Raw genomic sequence first — 25,098 nt, 5'->3', positions numbered from 1 at the left:
TACTTGTAAGAAGACATGGAGGTATCGATGTCCAAGCCCCTGGGCTACTGGCTCAAGCAGATCGATCGCGGCATCGAGCGAAACTTCGCCGCGCTCCTGGCGGACGAGGGTCTGGTGCGCCGCTCATGGCAGGTCCTGCACACCCTGGCCGACAATCCCCGCACCCTCGAGGAGTTGGATCAGGCCGTCGCCCCGTTCCTCGACGACACCGATCCGACGGTGGTCCCGTACCTGAACCGTATGATCGCCAGGAGCTGGGTCGACCGAAAGGAGACGGGCGAGTACGCCCTCACCGACCAGGGCCACGCGGCGCACGAAGCCCTCTTCGAGCGCATCAAGACCCAGCGAGAAGCCATCCTCGACGGCCTCACCCCCGAGGACTACGACACCCTCACCGCCCTGCTGCGCCGCATCGCCGACAATGTCGAAACCCATGCGCCGCAACCGAACTGACTACTCCGGCTCGAACGCGAACAGCTCCCCGATCCGACTGGTCACCACGACCTCCCCCTTCGCCCCCACGGCGATCCCGGAGGCCGCGCCCTGCGCCCCGGCGAGCGCGGTCGACGCGACCGTATTCCCGTTCTTGGTCTCGAACGTGACCAGATTCAGCTCGTCGCGAATCGGCGCGACCGTGTAGCCGGTGTCCCCGGCCGTCTGCACGACCTGACCGCGAACGAGCAAATCCTTACGCTCCCAAGCGATCTCGGCCTTGTCGCCGTCGTCGCGCAGCGCCAGCAGATGGCCGTCGTCACCGCCGGGGATCAGCAAACCGTCCCGCAGCGACACCGCGCCCCGCGGCTGAAAACCAAGCGGCTGAACCCATTTCGTGCGACCGTCGGAAGCGTCGACCGCCAGCAGTCGCCCGCTGTTGTCCCCGACGTAGACCGTCTTGCCGTCCCCGGACAGGGTCGGACTCGTCGCGCTGCCCTCGGTCAGCACGTCCGCGCTCCACTCCTGCGTGATGCGGCCGTCCGCGTAACGCAGCGCCACCAGCGACGCCACCCCGACGCCGGGTCGCCACGCCGTCACGAAGAAACGGCCCGAATCCTGGTCCACCGCAGACACATTCGCGATCGGGCACTGCGGGCCGCCGGCCACGCAATCGCCGATTCCCAACCCGGCGGGCGGGCGCGGCAGATCGGGTTGCTTCAGGAAGTCCGGCTCGCCGAGCACCTGAAACGTCGGCGCCGCCCGATCGCCGGTCTGGCGACTCAGCACATCGACCTGACCGAACTGTGTCACCGACAGCACATTGCCGTCCCCGGTGAACTGCAACGACACCGGCACCCCGGCGACCGGTGTGCGCCAGCGCGGCTGACCGAGCGCGTTGAACGAGCCGACGCCGCCGACGTCGAAGGCGTCGTCGCCGAGGTAGACGTTCGTCGAGCCGTCCACGGCCGTCGGCGCGCCGATCGCGGCGGGGCCCAAGGCATTACAGAACCGTTTGCGGCCGGTGGCCATCTGGAAGGAGAAGATCAGACCCGTCGGGCCGGGCTTGCCGACGCAGTCCACGTCGGTGCGGGTGGTGAGGAACAACTGCCCGTCCGGACCCACGGTCGTCGCCAGCGCGACGGGGCCGCCGATCGGGCGCGACCACGACAGCTTCAGGTGCCGCGAACCCGTGACCGGACTCGACCCGCTGTTGCGCGCGTCGTGGAACGCCGTGGGCCAGCCCTTGCCCGGCCCCACCGTGATGTCGTCGGCCTTGGTGCCCCCGCATCCGGTCACCAGCAGTCCGACCGCGCCGATCGTCGCGGCCAGCCGCACGGCGGTACGCCGCACCGCCGTCCGGTGGTTCCCGGCCACTCCGCTCAGGTCGTGCACGGTACTCCCCTCTGCTCGTACGGGCCTGCACGAGATTAAACCCCCGGTCCTCCCGCCCGTGTACCAGCCTGCGCGAGACGCCCCGCACCCCTCCCTTCCGCACCCCGCCCCCACGACACTGGGTCCTCGCCCTCCGCCGTAATCCCTCGCCTCGCGATAAGTACCCTGGTACGTCAACGACCGACACACCTCGAGGAGCAGGTTCGTGACGAGTATGTGGGGCGCACCGTTGCGCTCGCGTTGGCGCGGGTCGCGCCGCCGGGATCCCGAGCAGGCGCGGTTTCTGACGCTCGCCTCGCTGCGGTGGGTCCTCGCCAATCGCGCGTACACGCCGTGGTATCTGGTCCGGTACTACCGGCTGTTCAAATTCCGGCTCGCCAATCCGCACATCGTGTTGCGCGGCATGGTCTTTCTCGGCCGCCGCGTCGAGATCCACGCGACCCCCGAATTCAGCCGCATGGAGATCGGGCGGTGGGTGCACATCGGCGACGGCAATGCCATTCGCTGCCACGAGGGTTCGCTGCGCATCGGCGACAAGGTGGTGTTCGGCAAGGACAATGTCGTCAACACCTACCTCGACATCGAGATCGGCGAGTCGACGCTGGTGGCCGACTGGTGCTACATCTGCGACTTCGACCACAAGATGGACGACGTCACGCTGCCGATCAAGGATCAGGGCATCGTCAAGAGCCCGGTCCGCATCGGCCCCGACACCTGGATCGCGGCCAAGGTGACCGTGCTGCGCGGCACCCGGGTCGGGCGCGGCTGCGTGCTCGGCGCGCACGCGGTGGTCAAGGGCGAGGTCCCCGATTTCAGCATCGCCGTCGGCGCGCCCGCCAAGGTCGTCAAGAACCGCAAGGACGCCTGGGACGCGGCCGCCGAGGCGCGGGCCCGCCACCTCGCCGCGCTGGCCGACATCGAGCGCAAGAAGAACGGCGTCGCCGCCCATGACTAGGTACGCCGCCTGGCTGCGCGGCATCATGCCGAGCAACCCGAACATGCGCAACGAGAAGCTGCGCGGCGTGTTCGAGGGGCTCGGCTTCGAATCGGTGAGCTCGCTGCTCACCAGCGGCAACATCCTTTTCACCAGCGACGAAACCGATGTTCCCACACTGGAATCCACGATCCAGCAGGCCCTGAACGCCGAGCTGGGCATCGGCGGCGGCACCATCATCCGCAGCCGCGACGAGCTCCGGGAACTGGTCGACAGCGATCCGTTCGACGGCCTCGAGCACAGCCGCGGCACCTATCTGACGGCCACATTCATCAAGGACGGCGGCAAACTCGGCCCGCCCGGCCCGCTGCCCGAACCGCTGACCGCCGCCGTGCGCATCGCGGGCTACGACGAGCGCGCCCGCGCCGTGCTCGCGGTGATCGACAACATCACCCCGACCACCGCCAATCACATGTCCTGGCTGGAGAGCATCTACGGCAAGGACATCACCACGCGTACCTGGCTCACGGTTCAGAAAGTGTTGGCCAAGCTATAGGTACGTGGGGGCGTCGTCCGGAAGGTTCTGGCCAAGCTGTAGGTCCATGGGGGTCGTCGTCCGGAAGGTCCTCGCCGAACTATAAGAAGCGCAACGCCTTACGCGCGCAACGCCCGATCCAACAGCCTCCGAGCCCGCTCCAGCACCGCCGGGCGATCCGGCTCGGCGGTCTTGTGCAGCAACGCGCCCAGCATGGCGATGGCCACGAACGCGTCCTCGACGGTGAGGTCGGCGCGCAATCCGCCGCGGCTGCCCGGGTCGGCGAGTTTCGTGGTGAGCAGTTGCATCACCCGGCTCAGCGGCCCCTGGAGGCGGTCGTCGGACATGGTGGCCGGGTTGAGGACCGCGATGAAGCCCATGGATTCGGTGATCTGGCCGATGATCGCGTCGATCACCGTCTCGGCGGTCGCCTCGGGGCGGGCCGCAAGCTCCTCGAGTTCGGTCACATTGTCCTCGAAGACCGCCACCACCACCGCGTCCCGGGTGGGGAAGTGCCGGTAGAGGCTGCCCTTGCCGACCCCGGCGCGCTGCGCGATGAGGGCCAAGGGGGCGTCGGTGCCGTACTCGGCCAACACTTCTCGCGCCGCCGCCACCAGCGCCGCCCGATTCTCGCGTGCGGCGGCCGGGCCTCGATTGACGCGCCGCTCGGTGATCATCGCTCAACTGTATAGACCCGGCTCATGGCCGCGTGTCCGCCGTCGGCCCGTACGAGGAACCGACGGCCGCTCTTGACGCCGAGGTCGGGGGTCGGCCAAACTACGCGCAGTAACCGGACCATGAAGTCCGGTTGCTGGCACCGCGCTCCGTTCCACCAGGAAGGACCCTCACCGTCGAGGGCGAATCATGACCACTTCACGCATTCGGCGCTGGGTCGCGCTCGCCGCGGTCTGCGCGTGCGGAGCCGCCGGACCGGCCGTCGCGCAGGCCCCGGCCGGGCCGGTGCAGCAGATCACCGACGTATTCGCCACGGCCGCACCGCCTCCCGCGTGCGGACCGGGTTCCGACCCCGAGACCGGACTCCAGGGCGATGTGCCCGCCGCCGATCGCGACAACGGCCGCAGCGCACGGGGTTACCACTGCAACCTCACCCGGCTCGGCGGCTATCCCGGGCGCGGCGGGGGCATCACCTCGACCAGCTTCGACCACTGCGCCTATGTCGGCAGCTTCTTCCCCGGCGATCTGCTCGGCCCCGCGCAGGGCGTGCAGGTCCTCGACGTCGCCGATCCCGAAAACCCGGTGCTCACAACGACTCTCACCGAACCGGCGATGCTCGCGGGCACGTGGGAGAGCCTCAAGGTCAATACGACTCGAAAGCTGTTGGTGGGCACGGGCGTTCCCGCGCTCACCGGCGTCGGGCTCATCGCGGTCTACGACGTGTCCGACTGCGCGCACCCGCGGCTGCTGAATCCCGGGCCGGGCAGTCTCGCCATGCCGCTGCCGATCACCGCGCACGAGGGCGGATTCTCGCCGGACGGGAACACCTACTGGTCCTCGGGCACCGCGCCCGGCATCGTCAGCGCCATCGATCTGACGGATCCGGCGAATCCGCACGTGATCTGGCAGGGCATGCCCGGACTGTCCATGCACGGCATGGGCGTGAGTCCCGACGGCGATCGGCTGTACCTGTCCAACAACATGGGCGGCATCACCATTCTCGACACCAGTGCGGTACAGCGCCGCGATCCGAACCCGGTCGTGCCGGTGCTGTCGCAGACCAGCTGGACCGACGGCTGGGCCACCCAGCACAGCATCCCGGTCACCTACGGCGGCAAGCCCTATCTGTTCACCGTCGACGAAGCCGGTTCCGGCGGAGTCAAATTCATCGATGTCGCCGACCCGGCCCGGCCGCGGCTGATCGGGTCGATCAAACTCGCCATCAATCTGCCCGAGAATCAGGACGCCGCACTGGCTTCCAGCATGGGCGGTTCGCTGTTCGCCTACGACCCGCACTACTGCGCGGCCGACCGGGCCGTCGATCCCACTGCGCTCGCCTGCGGGTGGGAATCCTCCGGGGTGCGGGTCTTCGACGTCCGCGATCCGGGGCGGGTACGGGAGATCGCCTACTACAACCCGCCTGCCCTGACCGGGCACAATGCCGAACTGTCGAACTCCCCGCACGCGCTGGCCTCGCTGATCGGCGTGCCGGTGCTCAGCGCGCCGTCGGTGATGCAGGCGCTGGCGCAGGGGGTGTTCGATCCCGCTCGGGCGGTGAGCCCGCGCAGCGGTGACATCGCCTTCGGCGACCTGTCGGCCGACTGGTGTTTCTCCGCCCCCGAGTGGCGCGGCAACCAGCTCTGGGTCACCTGCGCCGACAACGGTTTCCAGGCTCTCGAGCTGTCTCCCGATGTCTACACCCCGCCCGCGAACCAGCATTCGACGGTCGGGGCCTGATCAACCGAGGATATTCATGTCATCGTTATCTCGCCGTGCGCTGCTCACCGGAGCCGCCTCGGCTGGTCTGCTACTGGCCGGAACGCGAGTCGCCAACGCGCACAACCCTATTGGCGTGCGGGCCACCGGCGCCCCGGCCACCAATATCCCACTGACCCGCGAGGAGCATCGGGTCGTCGTGGTCGGCTCCGGATTCGGCGGCGGCGTGACCGCCCTGCGCCTGGCCGAGGCGGGGGTGCCGGTGACGGTGCTCGAACGCGGAATGCGCTGGCCGACCGGGCCGAACGCGGACACCTTCCCGCGGCCCGCGACGCCGGACAAGCGCATGCTCTGGTATCGGTCGAGTCCGGTGGTGTTCGGCAAGCCCATGCCGTTCGACGCCTACACCGGACTCGTCGAGGCGGTGGCGGGGGAGAACATGACCGCCCTGTGCGCGGCGGGCGTCGGCGGCGGATCGCTGATCTACCAAGGCATGTCGCTGCAACCCAGCGAGGCGGTGTTCACCACGCACTTTCCCGACGGGTTGGACTGGGCCGCGCTGGATCGCGTCTACTACCCGCGCGTGGCGCGCATGCTCGGCCTCGAGGTCGCGCCCGACGATCTGATCGCGAGCCCGAACTACGCGGCGGCCCGCTACTTCGCCGATCAGGCGCGCCGCGCGGGCCTCCCGGTGTCGAAGATCCCGATGCCCATCGACTGGAACTACGCGCTGGCCGAACTGCGCGGCGAGATGAAGCCGTCCTACACCAACGGCGACGGTTCGCTCGGGGTCAACAACGGCGGCAAGCATTCGGTCGACGTCACCTATCTGGCCGCCGCGGAGGCGACCGGACGCGCGCGGGTGCTGCCGCTGCATCAGGTCACCGATATCGAACGCGCCCCCGACGGCCGCTGGGTCGTGCACGTCGACCGGATCGACACCACCGGGACCGTGCGGGAGAACAAGATCCTCACCACCGGCACGCTGGTGCTCGCGGCGGGCAGCCTCAACACCACCAAGCTGCTGGTGCGCGCCGGGGCCACGGGCCGCATCCCCGATCTGCCCGACGGTGTGGGCGCGGGCTGGGGCACCAACGCCGACCGCATCTACGTGTGGACCGACCCGGCGGCGAATTTCGGTGTCGCACAGGGTGGTCCGGTGGTCTACGGCAGCCTGAACTGGTCCGACCCGCACGCCGCGCACACCGTCATCCAGGCATCGATCCCGCCGCTGTCGATGGACGCCCACAGCACCATGATGGTCGGCTACGGCGTCAGCGACGGCCGCGGCCACTTCGCCTACGACCCCGCCAGCGACGAGGCGAAACTGCACTGGCCGCTCGACGGCGACGCCTATATCCAGGAGCACCACATCGGCCCGACCACCCGAGCCATCGCCGGGAACGACAGCCTCCTCCTCGACACCAACCTCGCCTTCCCCTCCACCTGGCACGGCCTCGGCGGAGCGAGCATGGGCTCGGTATGCGACCTCGACGGCCGCGTCCTGGGCCAGCGCGGCCTCTACGTCCTCGACGGCGCCCTCATGCCGGGCAACACCGCCGCCTGCAATCCGTCGATGACCATCGCCGCCTTGGCCGAGCGCGCCCTGGATCGCTTGGTGGCCAAGGACGTTGGTGCGGTGATCTGAGTCCTCGCCCTCGGCCCCTGTTCCCCGCTGCCTACGACCCCATGTTCCCAGCCGCCGGAGGCGGCTGGGACCACGGGCAGCGGGACTACCCAAGCAGCACAGGCAGTTTCGTGTGTCCATTCGAGATGAAACTGCCGATGTGCTCGAGCTCGCTCGGATCGACGGCGAACCGCACCTCCGGGAACCGCTCGAACAGGGCGGGGAGGGCGATGGCCGCCTCCAGGCGGGCCAGGGGGGCGCCCAGGCAGTGGTGCGCGCCGTGGCCGAACGCGACGTGCTGGTCGCGGGTGTCGCGGCGGACGTCGAATTCGTCGGTGGTGTCGCCGTGGATCTTCGGGTCGCGGCTGGCGCCCGCGTAGGACGCCAGAATGGCGTCGCCCTTGGGGATTCGGCAGCCCTCGATCTCGATGTCCTCGGCGGCGTAGCGCAGCGGGAGGTGGGCGATGGGGGCCTGGTAACGCAGCGTCTCCTCGACCACGTCGGTCCACTCCACCGCGCCCGAGCGCACCGCCGCGAGCTGGTCGGGGTGGGTGAGCAGGGCGGTGATGGCCTGGTCGAGCAGGTTGACCGTGGTCTCGTGCCCGGCGTTGACGACCAGCATGAGGGTGTCGACGAGTTCCTTCTCGGTGAGCCGGGAACCGTCCTCCTCGCCGCGCGTGGCGATCAGCACGCTGGTGATGTCCTCGCCCGGATGCTCCCGGCGGTAGGACACCATTTCGCTGACCAGACCGTACATCTCGAGATAGTTGGCCTGGGCCTGCTCGGCGGTGAACGAGCCGTCGAAGAAGCCGTCGACGCACTTGTGCATGGCCGGGCCGAGATGGTCCGGCACCCCGATCAATTCGCTGATCACGCGGATCGGCACCGGATAGGCGTAGCGGTCGCGCAGATCCACCGGCTCACCCGCGGGCGTGGCGGCCAGCCCGTCGAGCAGTTCGCGGGTGATCTCCTCGATGCGCGCCTTCATCGCGGTCGTGCGGCGATGAGTGAAGGCCGGGGACACCAGCTTTCGCAGCCGCCGATGCTCGGGGCCGTACGCGGTGAACATGCTGTCCACCGCCACCCACGGCAGCAGCGGCCAGGTCTCGGTGATCTCGCCGTTGATGAACGCCGCCCAGTGCTGGCGCGGATCCTTCGACACCCGCGGATCGGCGAGCAGCGCCTTGAGTACGGCGAAGTCGGTGACCGACCAGGCGGGCACCCCGCCGGGCAACGCCACCAGAGTGACCGGTCCGCGTTCGCGGATCCGGGCGGATTCCCCTTGAATGTCGGTCCCGGCCAGGTCCAGGACCAACGGTTCGTGCTGCATCCGACAGCCTCCTTACACGATGTTCAACGGAGGGGCCTGGGGGAAGGTGACCGGCAGGGAGGCCAGGGCGCGGTGGAACGGACCGGGACGCCAGGTCAGTTCCGCGCGCGGCACCGCCAGGTGCATCTCCGGAATCGCGTCGAGCAGTTGGTCGATCGCGTCCTGGACCACCAGGTACGCCACCGACCGGGCGGGACAGGCGTGCGGCCCGGCGCTCCACGCGAGGTGGGAGCGGTTGCCGGTGCGGTCGCCGCCCGCGATGGTCGGATCGTTGTTGCACGCGGCCAGGCTGATCACCACCGGCTGATGCGCGGGCAGCCAGGTGTTGTCGATCAGCGTGGGCTGACGCGGGTAGGTGATCGAGAAGTTCGCCATCGGCGGGTCGTTGAACAGGACCTCGTCCAGCGCGTCGCGGGTGGACATGCTGCCGCCGACCATGTGCCCGCCGAACCGCTCGTCGGTGAGCATGACCAGCAGCGTGTTGGTGATCAGGTTCTGCTGCGGTTCCAGCGCCGCGCCGTAGAAGCTGACCAGCTGGTACAGCATCTCCTCGTCGGTGAGCCGGGCCTCGTGGTGGACCATGCGGGAGGTGACGTCGTCGCCGGGGTCGGCGCGCTTCATCGCGATCAGCTCGAGCAGCGCCTCGCTGAGGGTCTGCATCCCCCACGCCGCGTTGACGGTGTCGAACAGCGCCGCCATTCCGGTGGCGACCCGGTTGCCGATGTCGGTGTCGCAGCCCGCCATTCGGTTCAGCACCTCGAACACCAGCGGAAAGGCGTACTGCGTCACCAGATCCGCCGCGCCGGACTCGCAGAAGGCGTTGATGAGCGGGATGGCGATCTTCTCGACCGTGCTGTGCAACGCGTGCAGATCGACGCCGTCGACGGCGGCCACGTACGCCTGCCGGTATCGGGCATGGGCCGCACCGGAATTGCGCAGGGCGTTCGGATACCACTGCATCATCGGCCGCACCGGGCAGTCCTCGGGCACGGTCTGCTGCCAGGTGCGCGGGTCGGCGGGGAAGTGCTCGGGATCGTTGAGGATCCGCAATGCCGTGTGATAGCCGAGCACCAGGGTGGCGGGCACGCCGGGGGACAGTTCGATGGGCGCCATCGAGCCGTGGCGGCGGCGCATGGCCGCGTAGAAGGCGTGGGGATCGGCCGCGAATTCGGGTGTGTCTATGAGGGTTCGCGGACCGTCGGCATCGAAGGGTGAGCCGTGGTTGACGGGGCAGGCGCTCAGCGTGCCGGTGGGCGGCGCGGACGAAGAAGGCGTGGTCAACGAACGAAACTCCAGACGGGACAAGACGGTTCGGCGAGATTGCGACGCGACGGAAGGGCGGGGCGCGGATCGACCACTGTTCCCCTCTGCACCTCCTGCGCGACAAGCGATTTCGACGACGCGCGCGACGACGGGCCGTCCGCGCGCTCGACGATTGCTTCAGACTAACAGTACCGACCGGTGTCAGTGTTCCAATGTCATTGCCGTGCGGACCAACTGGTCCTCGATCGGCGGCTCCGGCAGCGGATGGGCCGCGCTGCTGCGGAATCCGTCCAGCAGGACGGCCACGTGCCGCCGCCACACCCGCGGCGCCTGTGCGCGGATGTCCTCGGTGGCCCGCACGGTCGACCACAGCAGCAGGCCCACATCGGTCACGTCGACGTCGGCGCGCAGCTCCCCGGCGGCCTGCACGCGGGCGACCAGCTCGTGGAACAGCCGCTGCCCCTGCGCCTTCACCCGCTCGACGGGATTGTCGGCGGGCAGCGAGCGCACGCACAGATCGGTGAAACCCCGGTCGGTGGCCTGCAATTCGGCCATGGTGAGCAGGTGCTCGACGAAGCCCTGCCACGGATCCTCGGCGGCGAGCGCGGCCTCGGCGCTGCGCACCGACGCCTGGGCCAGTTCGAGGAAGATCTCCTCGATGAGCGCCTCGCGGGTGGGGAAGTGGTTGTAGAGCGTGCCGATGCTCACCCCGGCCTCGCGGGCGATCGCGTTGAGCGAGGCGTCGAGTCCGTCGCTGCCGAACCGTTGGCGCGCGACCGTCACGATTCGCTCCCGGTTGTCCCGGGCGTCCCTGCGACGGGGCCGCTGCGTCGATTCGTTGGCCACGACCATGGTCTCAGCCTAACAAGTTGAACGGGTCCTCGACTTCGGGCTAAATTGAGGGGGTACTCAAATTGAGTGCCTTCTCGAGTTGAAGGGAGGCGGCATGCCTCATCTCGTGGTGTTCGGCGCGGGACCCGCGCTCGGCCTGTCGGCGGCGCTGCGGTTCGGCCGGGCCGGATACACGGTCACGCTCGTCGCGCGCAATCCGGACACGACGGCGGAACTACGCCGCGCGCTGGCCGGGGCCGACGTGGAAACCGATGTGCTGCACGCGAATCTGACCGACGACGCCCAGGTCGACGCCGCGCTCACGGAACTGGTGGCGCGGCACGGGATTCCGGACGTGGCGCTCTACGCCCCCGGTGATGTGAGCCGCCTGCCGGTGTCCGCGCTGGCCCTGGACGCGGACACCCTGCGGACCTGGCTGCCGTTGCATCTGCTGACCCCGGTGCGGCTGCTGCACGCCCTGCTGCCGGGCATGGTCGAACGGGGTTCGGGCGCGGTCCTGTTCGCGCAGGGCGACGCCATCCGGACCCCGCAGCCCGCGCTGGCCAGTGTGAGCGTGCCGCAATCGGGGCTGCTCAATCTGCTGCACGCCGTGGACCGGGAGGCGCGGCCGCGCGGGGTGCGGGTGGGCAGCCTCCAGATCAGCAGGCTCATCGAGCGCAGCGCGGCCCAACGGCTGTTCGACTCCGGGCATTACGCCGAGGTCGAGCCGAACGCGGTCGCCCGGGTGCATCCCGACGAACTCGCGGAGACGCTGTTCGAGATGGCCACGACCGACACCGCGGTCGAACGCGCGGCCTGAACACCGGCCGAGCCTCCGGTGTCCGAGCACCGGAGGCTCGTGATCAGGCTGCTCGGCGCTCTTCGAGTTCCGCGGGGCGCTCGTGCTTCTTGTTCACCTCGGCGAAGCCCGGGCGGCCCGTGCCGATGAAGGCGACCAGCCAGGACAGCACCGCGATGAAGCGGTTGCGGAAGCCCACCAGGTAGAACAGGTGCACCGCGAGCCAGGTGAACCAGGCCAGGGTGCCGGTGAACTTCACATTGTCGTTCAGCTTGGTGACGGCGCTGAAGCGGCTGATCACCGCCATCGAGCCCTTGTCCCAGTAGACGAACGGGGTGCCCGCGGGCGTGCGTCCCCGGATGATGTCGGCGACGTGACGGCCCTCCTGCATGGCCGTCGGCGACTGCCCGGGATAGCCGTTGAGCGAGGTCATATCGCCGATGGCGAAGATGTCGGCGTGGCCGCCGACGGTGCAGTCGGGGTTGATCAGCAGGCGCCCGGCGCGGTCGGTCGGGCAGCCGGTCGCCTCGGCGAGCAGTTCGGCGAAGCCGCCCGCCTGCACACCGGCCGACCACACCACGGTCTCCGCGCTGATGCCGTGCTCGACGCCGTCCTTGCCCTTGACGGTGACCTTGCCCGCCTCGATATCGGTGACGAACGTGTTGAGCAAAACCTCGACCCCGTTGCGGCGCAACGACTCCCGCGCGTACTCCGACAGATTGCCGCCGAACGGGGGCAGCACCGCGGCCGCGCCCTCCACCAGCGTGACCGAGATCTCCTGGTGGTAATGCCTTTTCGCGAGTTCCTTCAGCTGGCCCGCGACCTCGACGCCGGTCGGGCCCGCGCCGACGACCACGAAGCTGAGCAGCCGCTCGCGGGTCTTGGCGTCCGCGGTGGCCGCCTCGGCGAACACGCGCTCGATCTGCGCGCGCAACCGCTCGGCGTCGGCGATGGTCTTGAGCGAGAACGTCTTGTCCGCGAAATCGTCCCGGCCGAAATAGGATTGGCTGGCGCCGGTCGCGGCGATCAGCGAGCCGTACCGGATCTTGCGGTGGCCCTGCGGGGTTTCGTAGGTGAGCACGGCGGCGTCGGCGTCGATGTCGACGACGGTGCCGACCCGGACATCGGCGTTGCGATGCCGGCGCAGCACCGCGGCGATGGGCGGGGCGATGTCGGCCGCGGGGAGCACACCCGTCGCTACTTGGTAGAGCAACGGCTGGAACAAGTGCTCGGGCGTGCTCGAGATGAGCACGTAGTTCACCCCCGACTTGTTCAACTGCTTCGCGGCGGCGAGACCGCCGAAGCCCGATCCGACGATGACGACATCAGCGGTTTCGATTCCCGCGTCCACGTTGTCCATGACAGCCTCCTTCTGTCATTAGTAACCGCGATTCGGAATGCCGGTGTTCCTGGGATCAGGGCGCATAATTCAGATGACTCTTATCTGGATCGGTCATGAATGGAGATCACGATGGAACTGCGGCAGCTGTCCTATTTCGTCGCGGTCTGCGAGGAGCTGAGCTTCAGCCGCGCCGCCACGCGATGTTATATATCGCAATCCGCTATCAGTCACCAAATCGCGCGGCTGGAACATGATCTTGGTGTGCAGCTCTTCGAGCGCTCCACCCGATCGGTGGTGCCGACCGACGCTACCACGCGGCTACTTCCCCTTGCGAAGCAGATGCTGAGCCTCGAATCCGCCATTCGCGCAGCTGTTCGCACGTCCGGGCCGCGAATTCGCCTGGCCGCCAACATGTCCTTCGCAAACCGTTCGCTGTCCGCGATAGCCGGTGCGCGCGAGGCGCATCCGGGTGCGGAGATCGAATTCGTGATCAAGCCGTTCCGGCAGCGCATCGCCGCGGTGGCCGACGGCGACTGTGATCTTGCTCTCATCCGGGGGAGCGTCGATCAGCCCGGTCTGCGGGTGGAGAAACTGTGGGTCGAGGACCTCGTGGTGGCGACCTCGACCGCGCATCCATTGGCGGGCCGGGAGGATGTGACGCTCACTCGGCTCGGCGACTTCCCGCTGTTGCTCCCGCCGGAACAGGAACAGGTGCTGCTGCACAACGTCGTGCGCAAGGCGTTCGCGGACCTGCCCATCCGGCCGACCTTCGGCCCGCCGATCCCGCCCGACCACACCGCCACCATGGAACTGATCAACCGCCCCGACGCCTGGACCATCCTCTACGCCGACAGCCAGACCGAGGGCATCGCGACGCTCCGGCTCGCCGGGCGCCCGCTGCGCGTACCCGTGTCGGCGGTACTGCGCAGCGAGGCCCGGATCTCCCCGATCCTGGAGACTCTGCTGTCGGCGTTGCACAGCGCGTGAGGTCTGCCCCCGGCCCTCTGCTGGCGGCGTTGCGCAGCACGAGGTTCCGGCCTTCCGCTGGCGGCGTTGCACAGCGGTGAGGCCGCGGCGGCCGCGAGGCTCAGAACAGAAGGGGCAGTGGGGGACTGGGCGTGAAGACCACCGGTAGCGTCTCCAGCGCCCGCAGGAACGGCCCGTGCCGCCACTTCAGCTGCGAAACCGGTACGGCCAGACGCATTTCCGGCAACGCGTCGAGCAGCTGGTCGATGGCGTCCTGGGCGATGAGATAGGCCGCCGACCGCGCGGGACAGGCGTGCGGACCGATGCTCCACGCGAGATGCGCCCGGTTGTCGGCGAATTGGCGCGCCCCGACCGCCGGATCGTTGTTGCAGGCGGCCAGGCTCACGACCACCGGTTGATGCGCGGGCAACCAGACCTCGTCGATGAGGACCGGTCGCCGCGGATAGCTCACGCAGAAGTTCGCGCTCGGCGGATCGGTGAACAGCACCTCGTCCAGCGCGTCGCGACTGGGCAGCGCGCCGCCGAGCAGGCCGCCCGCGAACCGCTCGTCGGTGAGCATCAGCCGCAGGGTGTTGGTGATGAGGTGCTGCTCGGGCTCGATGCCCGCGCGGTAGAGCGTGACGATCTGATGCAGCATCTCCTCGTCGGTGAGCCGCGCCGGATGCGCCATGAGCCGCGACACCAGATCGTCGCCGGGCTGAGTTCGCTTGAGCCGCACCAGTTCCGCGGCCGCCTCGTCGATGACGCGGTCGCCCTGGTCGCCGTCGAGCGTGCCGAACCCCTCGACGATGCGCTGCCCGATCTCGGGCGGGCAGCCCAGCAGCGCGTTGATCGCCCCCGCCGACAGGGGAGCGGTGTACTGCGCCACCAGATCCGCCTGCCCGGCCTGGCAGAAGTCGTTGATCAGCGGGACGGCGAGGCGTTCGACCAGCGAGTGCAGGGCGTGCAGGTCGATGGCGTCGATCGCGGCGACGTCGGCCTCGCGATAGCGGGAGTGTTCCAGCCCCGCGCTGCGCTGCGCGCTGGGCCGCCACTCGAGCATCGACAGGACCGGACTGTCGGTCGGCGCGGTCTTCTGCCAGATGCGGGGGTCGGCCGGGAAGTGCTCGGGATCGTTGAGGATCTGCACCGCGGTGCGGTAGCCGATCACCAGCGTCGCGGGCACCCCCGGGGCCAGCTCGACCGGGACCAGGGACCCGAACCGACGCCGCATCTCGCGGTAGATCGAGTGCGGGTCGGCCGTGAATTCATCTGTGAACAGCGGAATCCGCGGGCCGTCATTGTCGATCGGCGAGCCGTGCGGCGTTCGGTTGAGTGTCGGGTCGGGCAAGGTCAAAGACGAGCCTCCGAGCGTCGGAAGAGATATTCGACAAGGGTGATGAGCGATTCCACGCAGCCCAGCCGCTCCCGCGCGTCGAGCGTGGTGAGCGGCGTGTCGGGCGCGAGGTCGAGGGCGTCGCGGATCTCCTCGAGCGGGAAACGCGGCCCGCCCTCGAACTCGTTGACCGCCACCGAATACGGCACGCCGCGTTCCTCGAGCGTGGCCAGCACCTCGTCCGCCTTCTCGATGCGGCGGGTGTCGACCAGGACGAGCGCGCCGAGCGCACCGCGGGCCAGCTCCTCCCACAACGGGACGAACCGCTGCTGGCCCGGGGTGCCGAACAGGTACAGCGCCAGCGTCGGATTCAGCGTGATGCGGCCGAAATCCATGGCGACCGTGGTGGTCACCTTGCCGGGCAGCCCGGCCATATCGTCGACGCCGACGCTGGCCTCGGTGATCGTCTCCTCGGTCCGCAGCGGCCGGATCTCCGACACGCTGGACACGAAGGTCGTCTTGCCGACACCGAAGTTGCCCGCCACCAACAGCTTCACCGACCGGGTGACGGTCTCGGGAACATAGTCGACGGTGCGTTCGGGTGGGGCGATCGGGCGCTCAGACGGCGAGAGCGCGGAGCCCATTCAGTACCTCCTCGAGCAGGGCCAGCTCCGGTGTCGGTTCGGCCGGAGCGGGGACGACCAGGTGGCCGCTGTCGAGGAGGTCCGATGCGAGGATCTTCACCACCGACGGCGGCAGGTCTAGATAGGCGGCGATCTCGGCGATCGATAACGCGCCGCGTCGGCTGCACACTCCGATGACTCGGCGGGCGTCGGGGCCGATGCCGAGCGTCGGATTGCTCGCCGCCAGAACCAAAGTCACCAGGTCCAGTTCCCGGCTGGCCCGCGAACGGCCGCCGGTGCGCACATAGGCCCGGACCAGATCGGGATCACGTCGGTGCCGCATGGCCGCGGCTACCGCTGGCGCGGCAGAGCGCCGAGTTCGCGGCCGACCCGCGCGGCTAGTTCGTTCATGCGGTGCGCGACCAGGCTGACGTCCACGTCCCCGGTGGCCGACACCCCGATCAGCGCACCCTCGCCCGCGGCGGTGATGAAGATCATCCCGTTGTCGTACTCGGTCATGTTCTGCCGCACCGAATTCGCCGCGCCGGCGAACTCGCCCAGCGCCTTGCCCAGCGACCGCAGACCCGACGCGGCGGCGGCGAAGCGCTCGGCGTCGTCGACGTCGATCTGGCCGTGATGCGCGATCCGCAGACCGTCCTCGGACAACAGGACGGCGAATCGGACGCCGGGAACGGTGAGGTCCTCGAGCAACCAGGCCAACTTGTTGGTGCCGTCGGCGACGGTCGTCACGGGTGTGCCCATCAGGATGTCATCCCTTCGGTGTTTTCGTATGCGGCGGCACGGCCGCTCCGGGAGCCGCTGTGCCAGGCGGCTGCGATATCGGTTCGGGGAAGATCACTATCGGATTCGGTCTCGCTGTCCGGGCGCGGGCCACGCGTCAGGGTGGAAACGGCGACGGTACGGCGTCGACGCCGGGGCAGTCCGCCGGGGGTGATGTCGTGCACGGTCGACTCGTGTTCCGGCTCCTCCGAGGTGGTTTCCGACGCGGACCTGATGGGTGCGAGGGAAGCGGAGGCGGCCGCCGGCGCGGATTCGCGCGCCGGATCGGGGACCGCGGTGGGCCTGGTGAGCTCCGCGGGGGCGGAAAACGCGGCGGGCGGGGCGATCTCGGCGGGCTGCGCCGCCGGGACCGGAGCCGACTCCACGGCCGCGGGAACGATGGAAACCGCGACCTCGCTGCGACTCTCGGCACGGCTGGGCAGCGCGGGCTGATCCGGTGTGGCGGGAGCGTTCTCGGTCGGGGTGTCGGTCACGGGCTGGGCGAGCAGGGCCTCCGGGATGTAGACCATGGCGCGCATACCGCCGTAGGTGTTGGGCCCGTCGATGTAGACCGTGAACCCGTAGCGGCGGGCCAGGGCGGCGATACCGGGGAAGCCGACGCGCGGGGCGGGGCCGAGGCCGTGGATGTCGACGACCTTCTCGCCCGCCAGTACCTGCCGGGCCTCCTCCATCTGCTCGGCGTTCATCCGCACACCGGCGTCGTCGATGATGACGGTGACGCCGTGGTGGCCTTCCTGGAAGGTCACGTCCACGAACGAGGTGGGCGGCGAGTAGCGAAGGGCGTTGTCCAGCAAGGTCGCCAGCGTGTGCACGAGCGGTTCCACCGCGCGGCTGATGACCATGCGGTCGAGCTGGTTCGGCCGCACCCGGGTGAAGTCGCGGACGCGGCCGACCGCGCCGCCGACGACGTCGGTGAGGGTCTGCTGCGGCCAGCGCCGGCCGGGCAGACCGCCACAGACGATCACGTAGGACTGCGCCTGACGGATCATCTGCTGCACGCTGTGGTCGATGCGGGTGAGGGTCTCGTACACCTCGTCGCCGCGGTGCACCCGCAGCGCGCTGCTGACCACCTGGCTCACGTCGGCGCCGAGGCTGACGACCGCGGTGCCGAACGCGCGTACCGCGGCGCTGGTGGCCTCCTTGGCGACCCGGTCCTGTTCGGTGCGTCCCGCTTGCTGGGCCGCCGCGACCGCCTGCTGGGTGGCCTGCTCGGCCTCGAGGCGGACGCGCTGCTCGGTCTCGGCGACCAGCGTGCGCAACTCCTCGCCGTAGCGATCGGCCAGCCCCTGGAGCAGATGGGCGAAACGGTCGCCGCCGCCGAGCTGCAACTCCACGCGCGGTTCGCCGCGGCGCACCGCGTCGGCGATGAAACTCGTTGTGCTGGTGGTGAAATGCTCGAGCTCGTCCTCGTGGGTGCGCAGGGCGCGTTCGAACTCGTCCTCCCGGGCGCGTAGCGCGTGGGCGAAGTCCTCCTCGCGGGCGAGCAGCGTCTGTTCCGCTTCGGTGGCGCGGGTCTGCGCCGCTCGCTCGGCCCGGGCGACCCGGGTGCGTTGCTGCGCCGCGTAGTAGGCCGCCGCCAACGCCGTGAATACGGCGAGTAAGGCGACAACGGCGAGGATCCACGAAATCGTCACGGCGGTAGATTGATTCATCAGGTTCCCTCGTCGCCGGCAGCCCGGCCGTCCGTCCTTCCTCATTTCGCCGACCACACGTCACCACTCGGCCGGATGACTCCAACGTCCCAAGGGCCGGGCTCGGCACGGTGGAGATAATCACCGGCCCCGGCGCTCGACGGCAAACAGTATCAGCATTTCTGGGTGGCAGCGACCTTTTCGTTACGAGAGCGCGACCCAACGGTGTCTCGTCGGTGGCAAGGGAAATGCCTTGTCCTCGAGCCGTTCTCGAAACCGGTCGGTCAGGTTGCCGAAAGTGCGCGGGCTACCCGCAGGTGCAGCGCCCGCAACCGCTCGTCCCCGTCTGTTACCGACCAGAAAGTTTCCTCCAATGCGCGGAGGAAGGCCCATTTACACACGCGTTCGGGCGATACGGACAAAGCGTTCGCGGTCCGCTCGACGACGGCCGCCGCGTGGGCGGGGGTGGGATCGGCCTGCACCTGGATCATGACGAGGAATCCGCCGTCGAAGGCCGCCTCGCCGAGGCAGGGTTTGGGATCGATGAGCAGCCACGGTTCGCGCTCGGCGGCAACGATATTGCCCAGGTGGGTGTCCCGGTTGACGATCAGCGGCGGGCCGTCGGGGACGGCCAGGTCGGCGCAGTCGGCGGCGGCGCGGTCCAGCAGGCGGGCCGGAAGGGCCTGGGTCCATGCGGGTTTCGACTCGACGAACCGGTTGGTCCAGTCCGCCACGATATCCGCGACGCGCGGCAGCTCGGGCCACTCGGCGGGAACCGGCACCGGTGTGCGGCGAAGTCGCCGGAACAGGCCGCAGGCCAGCTCGATTCGGTCGGCGTTCTCGGCGCGGCCCTCGAGGCTCGGGAACCCCGGCTGTTCGAGCAGCGGCGTCCCGGGGCGCGCCCACTCCAGCGCCAGCGCGCCCGAGGCGGGGTCGTAGCCGTACAGCCGGACCGCGCCGTCACCGTCGTAGGCGAACAGCCCGGTGGCCTCGGCCCGATTCTCCTCGTCGACGATCGGGATCTTCAGGACGGCGAGCGAACCGTCCGCGCGCCGGACGGGCGCGACGAAGGAATGGGTGCCGCCCTCGAAGGCCGGGCCGATGATCTCCAATTCCCACTCGACGGTGAGTCTTTCCGCCAAATCGGGCAGATCGGCGAGCCATCGCGCGCCGCGGTCGGGGAAGTTCGTCCGAATCGTCGCGGCCACGAAGGGAGGCACGGTGATGGGCATCCGCCTACCCTTCCGTCCGGAATCGTTGGGGGCAAGGCATTTTCGGTAGAAAACGGGGGATGCCCCGGCCGAGGATCGGCCGGGGCATCCCGAAAAGCGCGTCAGCCCTTGTGGGCCTTGACCGACTCGGTCAGCTGCGGCGCGACATTGAACAGGTCGCCGACGATGCCGTAGTCGCTGATCTCGAAGATCGGGGCCTCTTCGTCCTTGTTGACGGCCACGATGGTCTTCGAGGTCTGCATGCCCGCGCGGTGCTGGATCGCGCCGGAGATGCCCAGGGCGACATACAGCTGCGGGGACACGGTCTTGCCGGTCTGGCCGACCTGGAACTGGCCCGGGTAGTAGCCCGAGTCGACGGCGGCACGCGAGGCGCCGACCGCGGCGCCGAGCGCGTCGGCCAGCGGCTCGACGACCTTGTGGAAGTTGTCCTCGCTGCCCACGCCGCGGCCGCCGGAGACCACGATGGTGGCCTCGGTGAGCTCCGGGCGGTCGCCACCGGCGACGGGCTCGCGGGAGGTCACCTTGGTGACGCCCTCTTCCTGCGCGGGCACCTCGACGGTGACCTTCTCCCCGGCGCCGGACTGCGCCTTGGCCTCGATCGCGCCCGGGCGCACCGAGATCACCGGCAGGTCGCCGGTGGCCTTGGCGTCCACGGTGAACGCGCCACCGAAGATGGAGTGCACGGCGGTGCCGTCCTCCTTGATGTCGATGACGTCGACCAGCAGGCCGGAACCGATGCGGGCGGCGAGGCGGCCCGACACCTCCTTGCCCTCGGCCGAGGCGGCCACGAGAACCGCTGCGGGCGAGGCGGATTCGACCAGTCCGGCCAGCACGTCGACCTTCGGGGTGACGAGGAAGCCGTCGACGTCGTCGGACTCGGCGACGTAGATCTTCTCCGCGCCGGCCGCGGTCAGCGCGTCGGCCAGCTTGTCGGCGGTGCCGGGGGCGCCCAGCACGACGGCGGCGGGGGTGCCCAGGGTGCGGGCCGCGGTCAGCAGTTCGTTGGTGACCTTCTTCGGCGCGCCTTCGGCGTGCTCCACGAGCACGAGTACTTCTGCCATTGTTCTCTCTCCTGTCGTAGCTCGGGGCGCGGCGTCAGATGATCTTCTGGCCGATGAGGTACTGGGCGATCTGCTGGCCGCCCTCGCCCTCGTCGACGATCTTCTCGCCCGCCGTGCGCGGCGGCTTCGGGGTGACACCGGTGACCGCGGAACCCGCGTTGCCCACGCCGACCGTCGACGGGTCGATGCCCAGGTCGGCCAGGCTGAAGGTCTGCACTTCCTTCTTCTTCGCGGCCATGATGCCCTTGAAGGACGGGAAGCGCGGCTCGTTGATCTTCTCGGTGACCGAGACGATGGCCGGGAGGTTGGCCTCGAGCTTGAACACGCCCTCGTCGGTCTCGCGCTCGCCGGTGATCTTGTCGCCGTCGACCGCCAGCTTGCGCAGGTGGGTCAGCTGCGGGATGCCCAGGTACTCGGCGATGATCGCGGGCACCGCGCCCGCGCGACCGTCGGTGGCCTCGTTACCGGCGATGACCAGTTCGACACCCTCGATCTGGCCCAGCGCGCCCGCCAGCACCCACGCGGTCTGCACGGCGTCGGAGCCGTGGATCGCGTCGTCCTTGACGTGGATGGCCTTGTCGGCGCCCATGGACAGCGCCTTGCGGATGGCCTCGGTGGCCCGCTCCGGACCCATCGCGAGCACGGTCACCTCGCCGCCCTGGGCCTCCTTGATCAACAGCGCCTCCTCGACGGCGCGCTCGTTGATCTCGTCCAGGATCGCGTCGGCGGCCTCGCGGTCGAGGGTGTAGTCGCCATCGGACAGCTTGCGCTCGGACCAGGTGTCGGGAACCTGCTTGATCAGTACGACGATATTCGGCATTGGTCTTCGTCGACCTCCTGTTCTTATGGCACGGGGGGTGGGGTCGCACGACCGGGCCGTACGTCCACGAATAGCTCGTGCTGGGACATTACCCTACGTTAAGTTACTCATGGGTAACTTAGGGTGTGATGTTCTGCATCACCACCTCCGAGTCCGGGTGTGATACAGGCAACCGCTAACGTCGGGTGAATGAGTGAGGCCGTACCCGTCGAGCCACCCGTCGACACCCTGCCGCTGACCGGTGAGCGGACGGTTCCGGGGATCCCCGAGGAGAACTACTGGTTCCGCCGCCACGAGATCGTCTACGCCCGGCTGCTCGATCGGTGCGCGGGGCGGGTCGTGCTCGAGGCCGGTTCGGGCGAGGGGTACGGCGCGAACATGATCGCCGGGGTCGCCGCGCGGGTGATCGGCGTGGACTACGACACCGGCGCGGTCGAGCACGTGCGCGCGGCCTACCCGCGGGTGGAGATGATCCAGGGCAATCTCGCCGACCTGCCCGTCGACGACGGCACGATCGATGTGGTGGTGAATTTCCAAGTCATCGAACATCTCTGGGATCAGGCCGGATTCCTGCGCGAATGCCTGCGCGTGCTGCGGCCGGGCGGCACGCTGCTCATCAGCACCCCCAACCGGATCACCTTCTCGCCCGGCCGCGATACGCCGCTGAACCCCTTCCACACCCGCGAGCTGAACGCCGCCGAACTCTCGGAGTTGTTGGTGGCGGCCGGTTTTCGCGTCGAACTGATGACCGGCGTGCACCACGGCCCGGACCTGCTCGCGCTGGACGCGAAATGGGAGGGTTCGATCATCGACGCGCAGATCCGCCGCGCGCTGGCCGGGGAGCCGTGGCCCGCCGACCTCGCCGCCGATGTCGCGGCCGTGCGCACCGAGGATTTCGTGCTGCGCACCGCCGATATCGACGCCAGCCTGGATCTGGTGGCGGTCGCGGTCAAACCCGAAGCTCGGTGAACCCTTGAGCGACAGCGTGGTCCCGGGCCAGTTCACCCTGGTGCTGCACTCCCATCTGCCGTGGCTGGCCCGGCACGGCCGCTGGCCGGTGGGCGAGGAGTGGCTCTACCAGTCCTGGGCCGCCTCCTATCTACCCCTCGTCCGGGTGCTGAGAACCCTTGCGGCCGAAGGCCGTTCGCATCTGCTGAGCCTGGGCATCACGCCCGTGCTCGCCGCCCAGCTCGACGATCCGCACTGCCTGTCGGGAATGCATCACTGGCTGGGCAATTGGCGGCTGCGCGCGGACGAGGCGGCGCTGGCGGGCAATCGCGCGCTCGGCGGCTACGAGCATCGGCTCGCGACCGAGGCGCTCGCCGATTTCGAGCTGCGCTGGCGGCACGGCGGTTCCCCGGTGTGGCGGGAGCTGATCGACGCCGAGGCGATCGAGCTGCTCGGCGGCCCGCTCGCGCATCCGTTCCAGCCGTTGCTGGACGCGCGGCTGCGGTCCTTCCAACTCACCGAGGGACTCGCCGACGCGCGGCAGCGCTGGGGGCACGCGCCGACCGGAATCTGGGCGCCCGAATGCGGTTTCACCCCCGGCATGGAGACGACCTACGCCGCCGCGGGTGTGACGCATTTCATGGTCGATGGTCCCGCCCTGCGCGGGGATACGAGTCTGGGCCGCCCCGTGTGGGATTCGCCGGTGCTCGCCTTCGGCCGCGATCTCCAGGTCAGCTATCGCGTGTGGTCGCCGAAGTCCGGCTATCCGGGCCACGCCCACTACCGTGACTTCCATCACTACGACCACGCCACGGGCCTGAAACCCGCGCGCGTCACCGGCAAACAGGTGGCCGGACCCGACAAGGCTCCTTACGATCCCGACCTCGCCGCGGCCGCGGTCGCCCGCGACGTCGCGGATTTCGTGCGGACCGTGCGCGAGCGGTTGATCGCCGAATCCGAGCGCATCGGCCGTCCCGCGCTCGTGGTGGCCGCGTTCGACACCGAACTGTTCGGGCACTGGTGGCACGAGGGCCCGCTCTGGCTCGAACAGGTGCTGCGCGCGCTGCCCGAGGCCGGGGTCACCGTCGGCACGCTCGCCGACGCCCGCGCGCGCGGATTCGTCGGCGCCCCGGTCGAATTGGCGGATTCGTCCTGGGGTTCGGGCAAGGACTGGCGGGTGTGGGCGGGTGAGCAGGTCGCCGATCTGGTCGAACTCGACGACGAGATCGTGCGCCTGACCCTGGACATCCTCGACAAGATGCGGGTGCAGGCCGACGGCTCGCGCGATCCGGTGGCCGATCAGCTGCTGCGCGAGGCGATTCTGACCGTCTCCAGCGACTGGGCCTTCATGGTCAGCAAGGATTCGGCGGCGGGGTACGCCCGCGACCGCGCCCACCAGCACGCCCACGCCGTGCGCGAGATCGCCGCCGCCGTCTCGTCCGGCCAACTCGCCAAAGCCGGGCAGTTGGCGGCAGGATGGTACGCGGCCGACGGACTCTTTCCGGCGCTCGACGCGCGCCGCCTCGAAGGACCAGCATGAGAATTTTGATGGTGTCGTGGGAGTACCCACCGGTGGTGGTCGGCGGGCTCGGTCGGCACGTACACCATTTGGCCACCGAACTGGCCGCGGCCGGGCACGAGGTGGTCGTGCTCGCCCGCCGTCCGATGGGCACCGACGCGGCCACCCACCCCACCCACTCCTACATCGAGGACCGCGTGCTGGTGGTCGCGGTGGCCGAGGATCCGCCCTGCTTCGACTTCGGCGAGGACATGCTCGCCTGGACCCTCGCCATGGGCCACGCCATGGTTCGCGCCGGAATCGGGCTGAGCAAGCCGGGTATCGCCGAGGGCTGGACCCCCGACGTGGTGCACGCCCACGACTGGTTGGTCGCGCATCCCGCGATCGCGCTGGCCGAGCACTACGACGTGCCGCTGGTGTCGACGATCCACGCGACCGAGGCCGGGCGGCACAGCGGCTGGGTGTCGGGCCGGGTGAACAAGCAGGTGCACTCGGTCGAGTGGTGGCTGGCCCGCGAATCCGACGCGCTCATCACGTGTTCGGCGTCGATGCAGGACGAGGTCGAGCGGCTCTACGGCCCCGACCTCGCGGCGATCACCGTGATCCGCAACGGAATCGACGTGGGCGCGTGGACCTTTCGCGATCGCGCGCCGCGCTCGGGACCGCCGCGGCTGCTGTACGTGGGGCGGCTGGAATACGAGAAGGGCGTGCAGGACGCGATCGCCGCGCTGCCGCGCGTGCGTCGCGCGCATCCGGGGACCACGCTCACCGTGGCCGGGGTCGGCACCCAGTTCGACTGGCTGCGCGAGCGCGCCCGGGTGCATCGGGTCGCGCGGGCGGTGAACTTCGTGGGCCGCCTCGATCACGTGGAACTGCTGGGCTGGCTGCACGGAGCCGACGCGATCGTGCTGCCCAGCCGCTACGAGCCGTTCGGCATCGTCGCCCTCGAGGCCGCCGCCGCCGGGACGCCGCTGATCACCTCGACCGCGGGCGGGCTGGGCGAACTCGTGCTCGACGGCGTGACCGGGGCGTCGTTCGAACCCGCCGATGTGAACGGCCTCGTCGACGCGGTCACGGCCGTACTCGCCGATCCCGCCGCCACCCAGGACCGCGCCTACGCCGCGCGCGAGCGGCTGACCGAGGACTTCGCCTGGGATGTCGTGGCCGCGGAGACCATCCAGGTCTACCAGGCCGCCAAGCGCCGGGTGCGAAATCCGTTGGGGCGCCCCGAGATCGTCGAACGGCCGCTGCCGGAACGGGATCCGGGCAACCCGCTCTGATT

The 25,098-nt window shown here is 69.4% G+C and carries 24 protein-coding genes; 10 read left to right on the top strand and 14 right to left on the bottom strand.

From position 1 onward, the window contains the following. Positions 1-27: 27 nt before the first annotated feature. A complete protein-coding gene (locus ACWDSJ_RS25160; protein ID WP_450034681.1) occupies positions 28-453 on the top strand; it encodes a MarR family winged helix-turn-helix transcriptional regulator in 426 nt (141 codons plus the stop codon). On the opposite strand, the gene ACWDSJ_RS25155 is transcribed toward ACWDSJ_RS25160, so the two are convergent. After that, positions 454-1,827 (bottom strand): outer membrane protein assembly factor BamB family protein, encoded by a 1,374-nt coding sequence (locus ACWDSJ_RS25155; RefSeq protein ID WP_450034680.1) that lies wholly within the window; start codon positions 1,825-1,827, stop codon positions 454-456. Between the two features lie 214 nt (positions 1,828-2,041). Between ACWDSJ_RS25155 and ACWDSJ_RS25150 the strand changes: the two genes are divergently transcribed. Both ACWDSJ_RS25150 and ACWDSJ_RS25145 read left to right on the top strand, forming a co-directional pair. After that, entirely contained in the window at positions 2,042-2,782 is a 741-nt protein-coding gene (locus tag ACWDSJ_RS25150) for an acyltransferase (protein ID WP_450034893.1), read from the top strand. Beyond that, entirely contained in the window at positions 2,775-3,317 is a 543-nt protein-coding gene (locus ACWDSJ_RS25145) for a DUF1697 domain-containing protein (protein ID WP_450034679.1), read from the top strand. Before ACWDSJ_RS25150 ends, ACWDSJ_RS25145 begins: the two co-directional genes overlap by 8 nt. A gap of 98 nt (positions 3,318-3,415) precedes the next feature. On the opposite strand, the gene ACWDSJ_RS25140 is transcribed toward ACWDSJ_RS25145, so the two are convergent. After that, positions 3,416-3,973, bottom strand: coding sequence for a TetR/AcrR family transcriptional regulator (locus ACWDSJ_RS25140; RefSeq protein WP_387369947.1), 558 nt, complete (start codon positions 3,971-3,973; stop codon positions 3,416-3,418). A 187-nt stretch (positions 3,974-4,160) separates the two neighbouring features. Between ACWDSJ_RS25140 and ACWDSJ_RS25135 the strand changes: the two genes are divergently transcribed. Next, a complete protein-coding gene (locus ACWDSJ_RS25135) occupies positions 4,161-5,708 on the top strand; it encodes an LVIVD repeat-containing protein (protein ID WP_450034678.1) in 1,548 nt (515 codons plus the stop codon). 16 nt (positions 5,709-5,724) lie between these two features. Then, positions 5,725-7,335, top strand: a complete 1,611-nt coding sequence (locus tag ACWDSJ_RS25130) for a GMC oxidoreductase (RefSeq protein ID WP_450034676.1) — start codon at positions 5,725-5,727, stop codon at positions 7,333-7,335. 85 nt (positions 7,336-7,420) lie between these two features. Here ACWDSJ_RS25130 and ACWDSJ_RS25125 read toward each other — a convergent pair whose 3' ends face one another. The 3 genes from ACWDSJ_RS25125 to ACWDSJ_RS25115 form a co-directional block, all read right to left on the bottom strand. Further along, the gene (locus tag ACWDSJ_RS25125; RefSeq protein ID WP_450034675.1) at positions 7,421-8,644 is read right to left on the bottom strand and encodes a cytochrome P450 family protein; all 1,224 of its coding nucleotides are present in this window, start codon (positions 8,642-8,644) and stop codon (positions 7,421-7,423) included. A 12-nt stretch (positions 8,645-8,656) separates the two neighbouring features. After that, entirely contained in the window at positions 8,657-9,925 is a 1,269-nt protein-coding gene (locus ACWDSJ_RS25120) for a cytochrome P450 (protein ID WP_387369955.1), read from the bottom strand. 183 nt (positions 9,926-10,108) lie between these two features. Next, positions 10,109-10,690: a TetR/AcrR family transcriptional regulator gene (locus ACWDSJ_RS25115; protein WP_450034673.1), complete on the bottom strand. Its 582-nt coding sequence runs from the start codon at positions 10,688-10,690 to the stop codon at positions 10,109-10,111. A gap of 163 nt (positions 10,691-10,853) precedes the next feature. On the opposite strand from ACWDSJ_RS25115, the gene ACWDSJ_RS25110 reads away from it, so the two are divergent. After that, positions 10,854-11,558: an SDR family NAD(P)-dependent oxidoreductase gene (locus ACWDSJ_RS25110; RefSeq protein ID WP_450034671.1), complete on the top strand. Its 705-nt coding sequence runs from the start codon at positions 10,854-10,856 to the stop codon at positions 11,556-11,558. Positions 11,559-11,601: 43 nt separating this feature from the next. Here the strand turns inward: ACWDSJ_RS25110 and ACWDSJ_RS25105 are convergent, their stop codons facing one another. Continuing rightward, entirely contained in the window at positions 11,602-12,897 is a 1,296-nt protein-coding gene (locus ACWDSJ_RS25105; RefSeq protein ID WP_450034670.1) for an NAD(P)/FAD-dependent oxidoreductase, read from the bottom strand. Between the two features lie 111 nt (positions 12,898-13,008). Between ACWDSJ_RS25105 and ACWDSJ_RS25100 the strand changes: the two genes are divergently transcribed. After that, positions 13,009-13,866 (top strand): LysR family transcriptional regulator, encoded by an 858-nt coding sequence (locus ACWDSJ_RS25100; protein WP_387369962.1) that lies wholly within the window; start codon positions 13,009-13,011, stop codon positions 13,864-13,866. Between the two features lie 100 nt (positions 13,867-13,966). Here the strand turns inward: ACWDSJ_RS25100 and ACWDSJ_RS25095 are convergent, their stop codons facing one another. The 8 genes from ACWDSJ_RS25095 to ACWDSJ_RS25060 form a co-directional block, all read right to left on the bottom strand. Continuing rightward, positions 13,967-15,202 carry a cytochrome P450 family protein gene (locus ACWDSJ_RS25095; protein WP_387369964.1) on the bottom strand — a complete coding sequence of 412 codons (1,236 nt, stop codon included), beginning with the start codon at positions 15,200-15,202 and terminating at the stop codon, positions 13,967-13,969. Then, positions 15,199-15,825 carry a GTP-binding protein gene (locus tag ACWDSJ_RS25090; protein ID WP_387369966.1) on the bottom strand — a complete coding sequence of 209 codons (627 nt, stop codon included), beginning with the start codon at positions 15,823-15,825 and terminating at the stop codon, positions 15,199-15,201. The genes ACWDSJ_RS25095 and ACWDSJ_RS25090 overlap by 4 nt, the downstream gene beginning before the upstream one ends. After that, positions 15,800-16,147: a DUF742 domain-containing protein gene (locus tag ACWDSJ_RS25085; RefSeq protein WP_387369968.1), complete on the bottom strand. Its 348-nt coding sequence runs from the start codon at positions 16,145-16,147 to the stop codon at positions 15,800-15,802. Before ACWDSJ_RS25085 ends, ACWDSJ_RS25090 begins: the two co-directional genes overlap by 26 nt. A gap of 8 nt (positions 16,148-16,155) precedes the next feature. Further along, complete coding sequence (locus ACWDSJ_RS25080) at positions 16,156-16,566, bottom strand: roadblock/LC7 domain-containing protein (protein WP_450034667.1); 411 nt, start codon at positions 16,564-16,566, stop codon at positions 16,156-16,158. Continuing rightward, complete coding sequence (locus tag ACWDSJ_RS25075) at positions 16,566-18,257, bottom strand: sensor histidine kinase (RefSeq protein ID WP_450034666.1); 1,692 nt, start codon at positions 18,255-18,257, stop codon at positions 16,566-16,568. Before ACWDSJ_RS25075 ends, ACWDSJ_RS25080 begins: the two co-directional genes overlap by 1 nt. A 263-nt stretch (positions 18,258-18,520) precedes the next feature. Continuing rightward, positions 18,521-19,468 carry an aminoglycoside phosphotransferase family protein gene (locus tag ACWDSJ_RS25070; protein ID WP_450034665.1) on the bottom strand — a complete coding sequence of 316 codons (948 nt, stop codon included), beginning with the start codon at positions 19,466-19,468 and terminating at the stop codon, positions 18,521-18,523. 101 nt (positions 19,469-19,569) lie between these two features. Continuing rightward, on the bottom strand, positions 19,570-20,529 hold the full coding sequence (locus ACWDSJ_RS25065; RefSeq protein WP_387369976.1) for an electron transfer flavoprotein subunit alpha/FixB family protein: 960 nt from the start codon (positions 20,527-20,529) through the stop codon (positions 19,570-19,572). 34 nt (positions 20,530-20,563) lie between these two features. Continuing rightward, the gene (locus ACWDSJ_RS25060; RefSeq protein ID WP_387369978.1) at positions 20,564-21,349 is read right to left on the bottom strand and encodes an electron transfer flavoprotein subunit beta/FixA family protein; all 786 of its coding nucleotides are present in this window, start codon (positions 21,347-21,349) and stop codon (positions 20,564-20,566) included. Positions 21,350-21,538: 189 nt separating this feature from the next. Between ACWDSJ_RS25060 and ACWDSJ_RS25055 the strand changes: the two genes are divergently transcribed. The 3 genes from ACWDSJ_RS25055 to ACWDSJ_RS25045 are packed head-to-tail and all read left to right on the top strand — an operon-like array spanning position 21,539 to position 25,096. Then, positions 21,539-22,318 (top strand): class I SAM-dependent methyltransferase, encoded by a 780-nt coding sequence (locus ACWDSJ_RS25055; protein ID WP_450034664.1) that lies wholly within the window; start codon positions 21,539-21,541, stop codon positions 22,316-22,318. 4 nt (positions 22,319-22,322) lie between these two features. Continuing rightward, complete coding sequence (locus tag ACWDSJ_RS25050) at positions 22,323-23,837, top strand: 1,4-alpha-glucan branching protein domain-containing protein (RefSeq protein WP_450034663.1); 1,515 nt, start codon at positions 22,323-22,325, stop codon at positions 23,835-23,837. After that, positions 23,834-25,096 carry a glycosyltransferase family 4 protein gene (locus ACWDSJ_RS25045; protein WP_450034662.1) on the top strand — a complete coding sequence of 421 codons (1,263 nt, stop codon included), beginning with the start codon at positions 23,834-23,836 and terminating at the stop codon, positions 25,094-25,096. Before ACWDSJ_RS25050 ends, ACWDSJ_RS25045 begins: the two co-directional genes overlap by 4 nt. Positions 25,097-25,098 lie beyond the last annotated feature (2 nt).

Source organism: Nocardia sp. NPDC003482 (genome assembly GCF_053588115.1).
The sequence above is the reverse complement of the archived record's forward strand: the minus strand, read 5'-3'. Positions and strand labels throughout refer to the sequence as shown.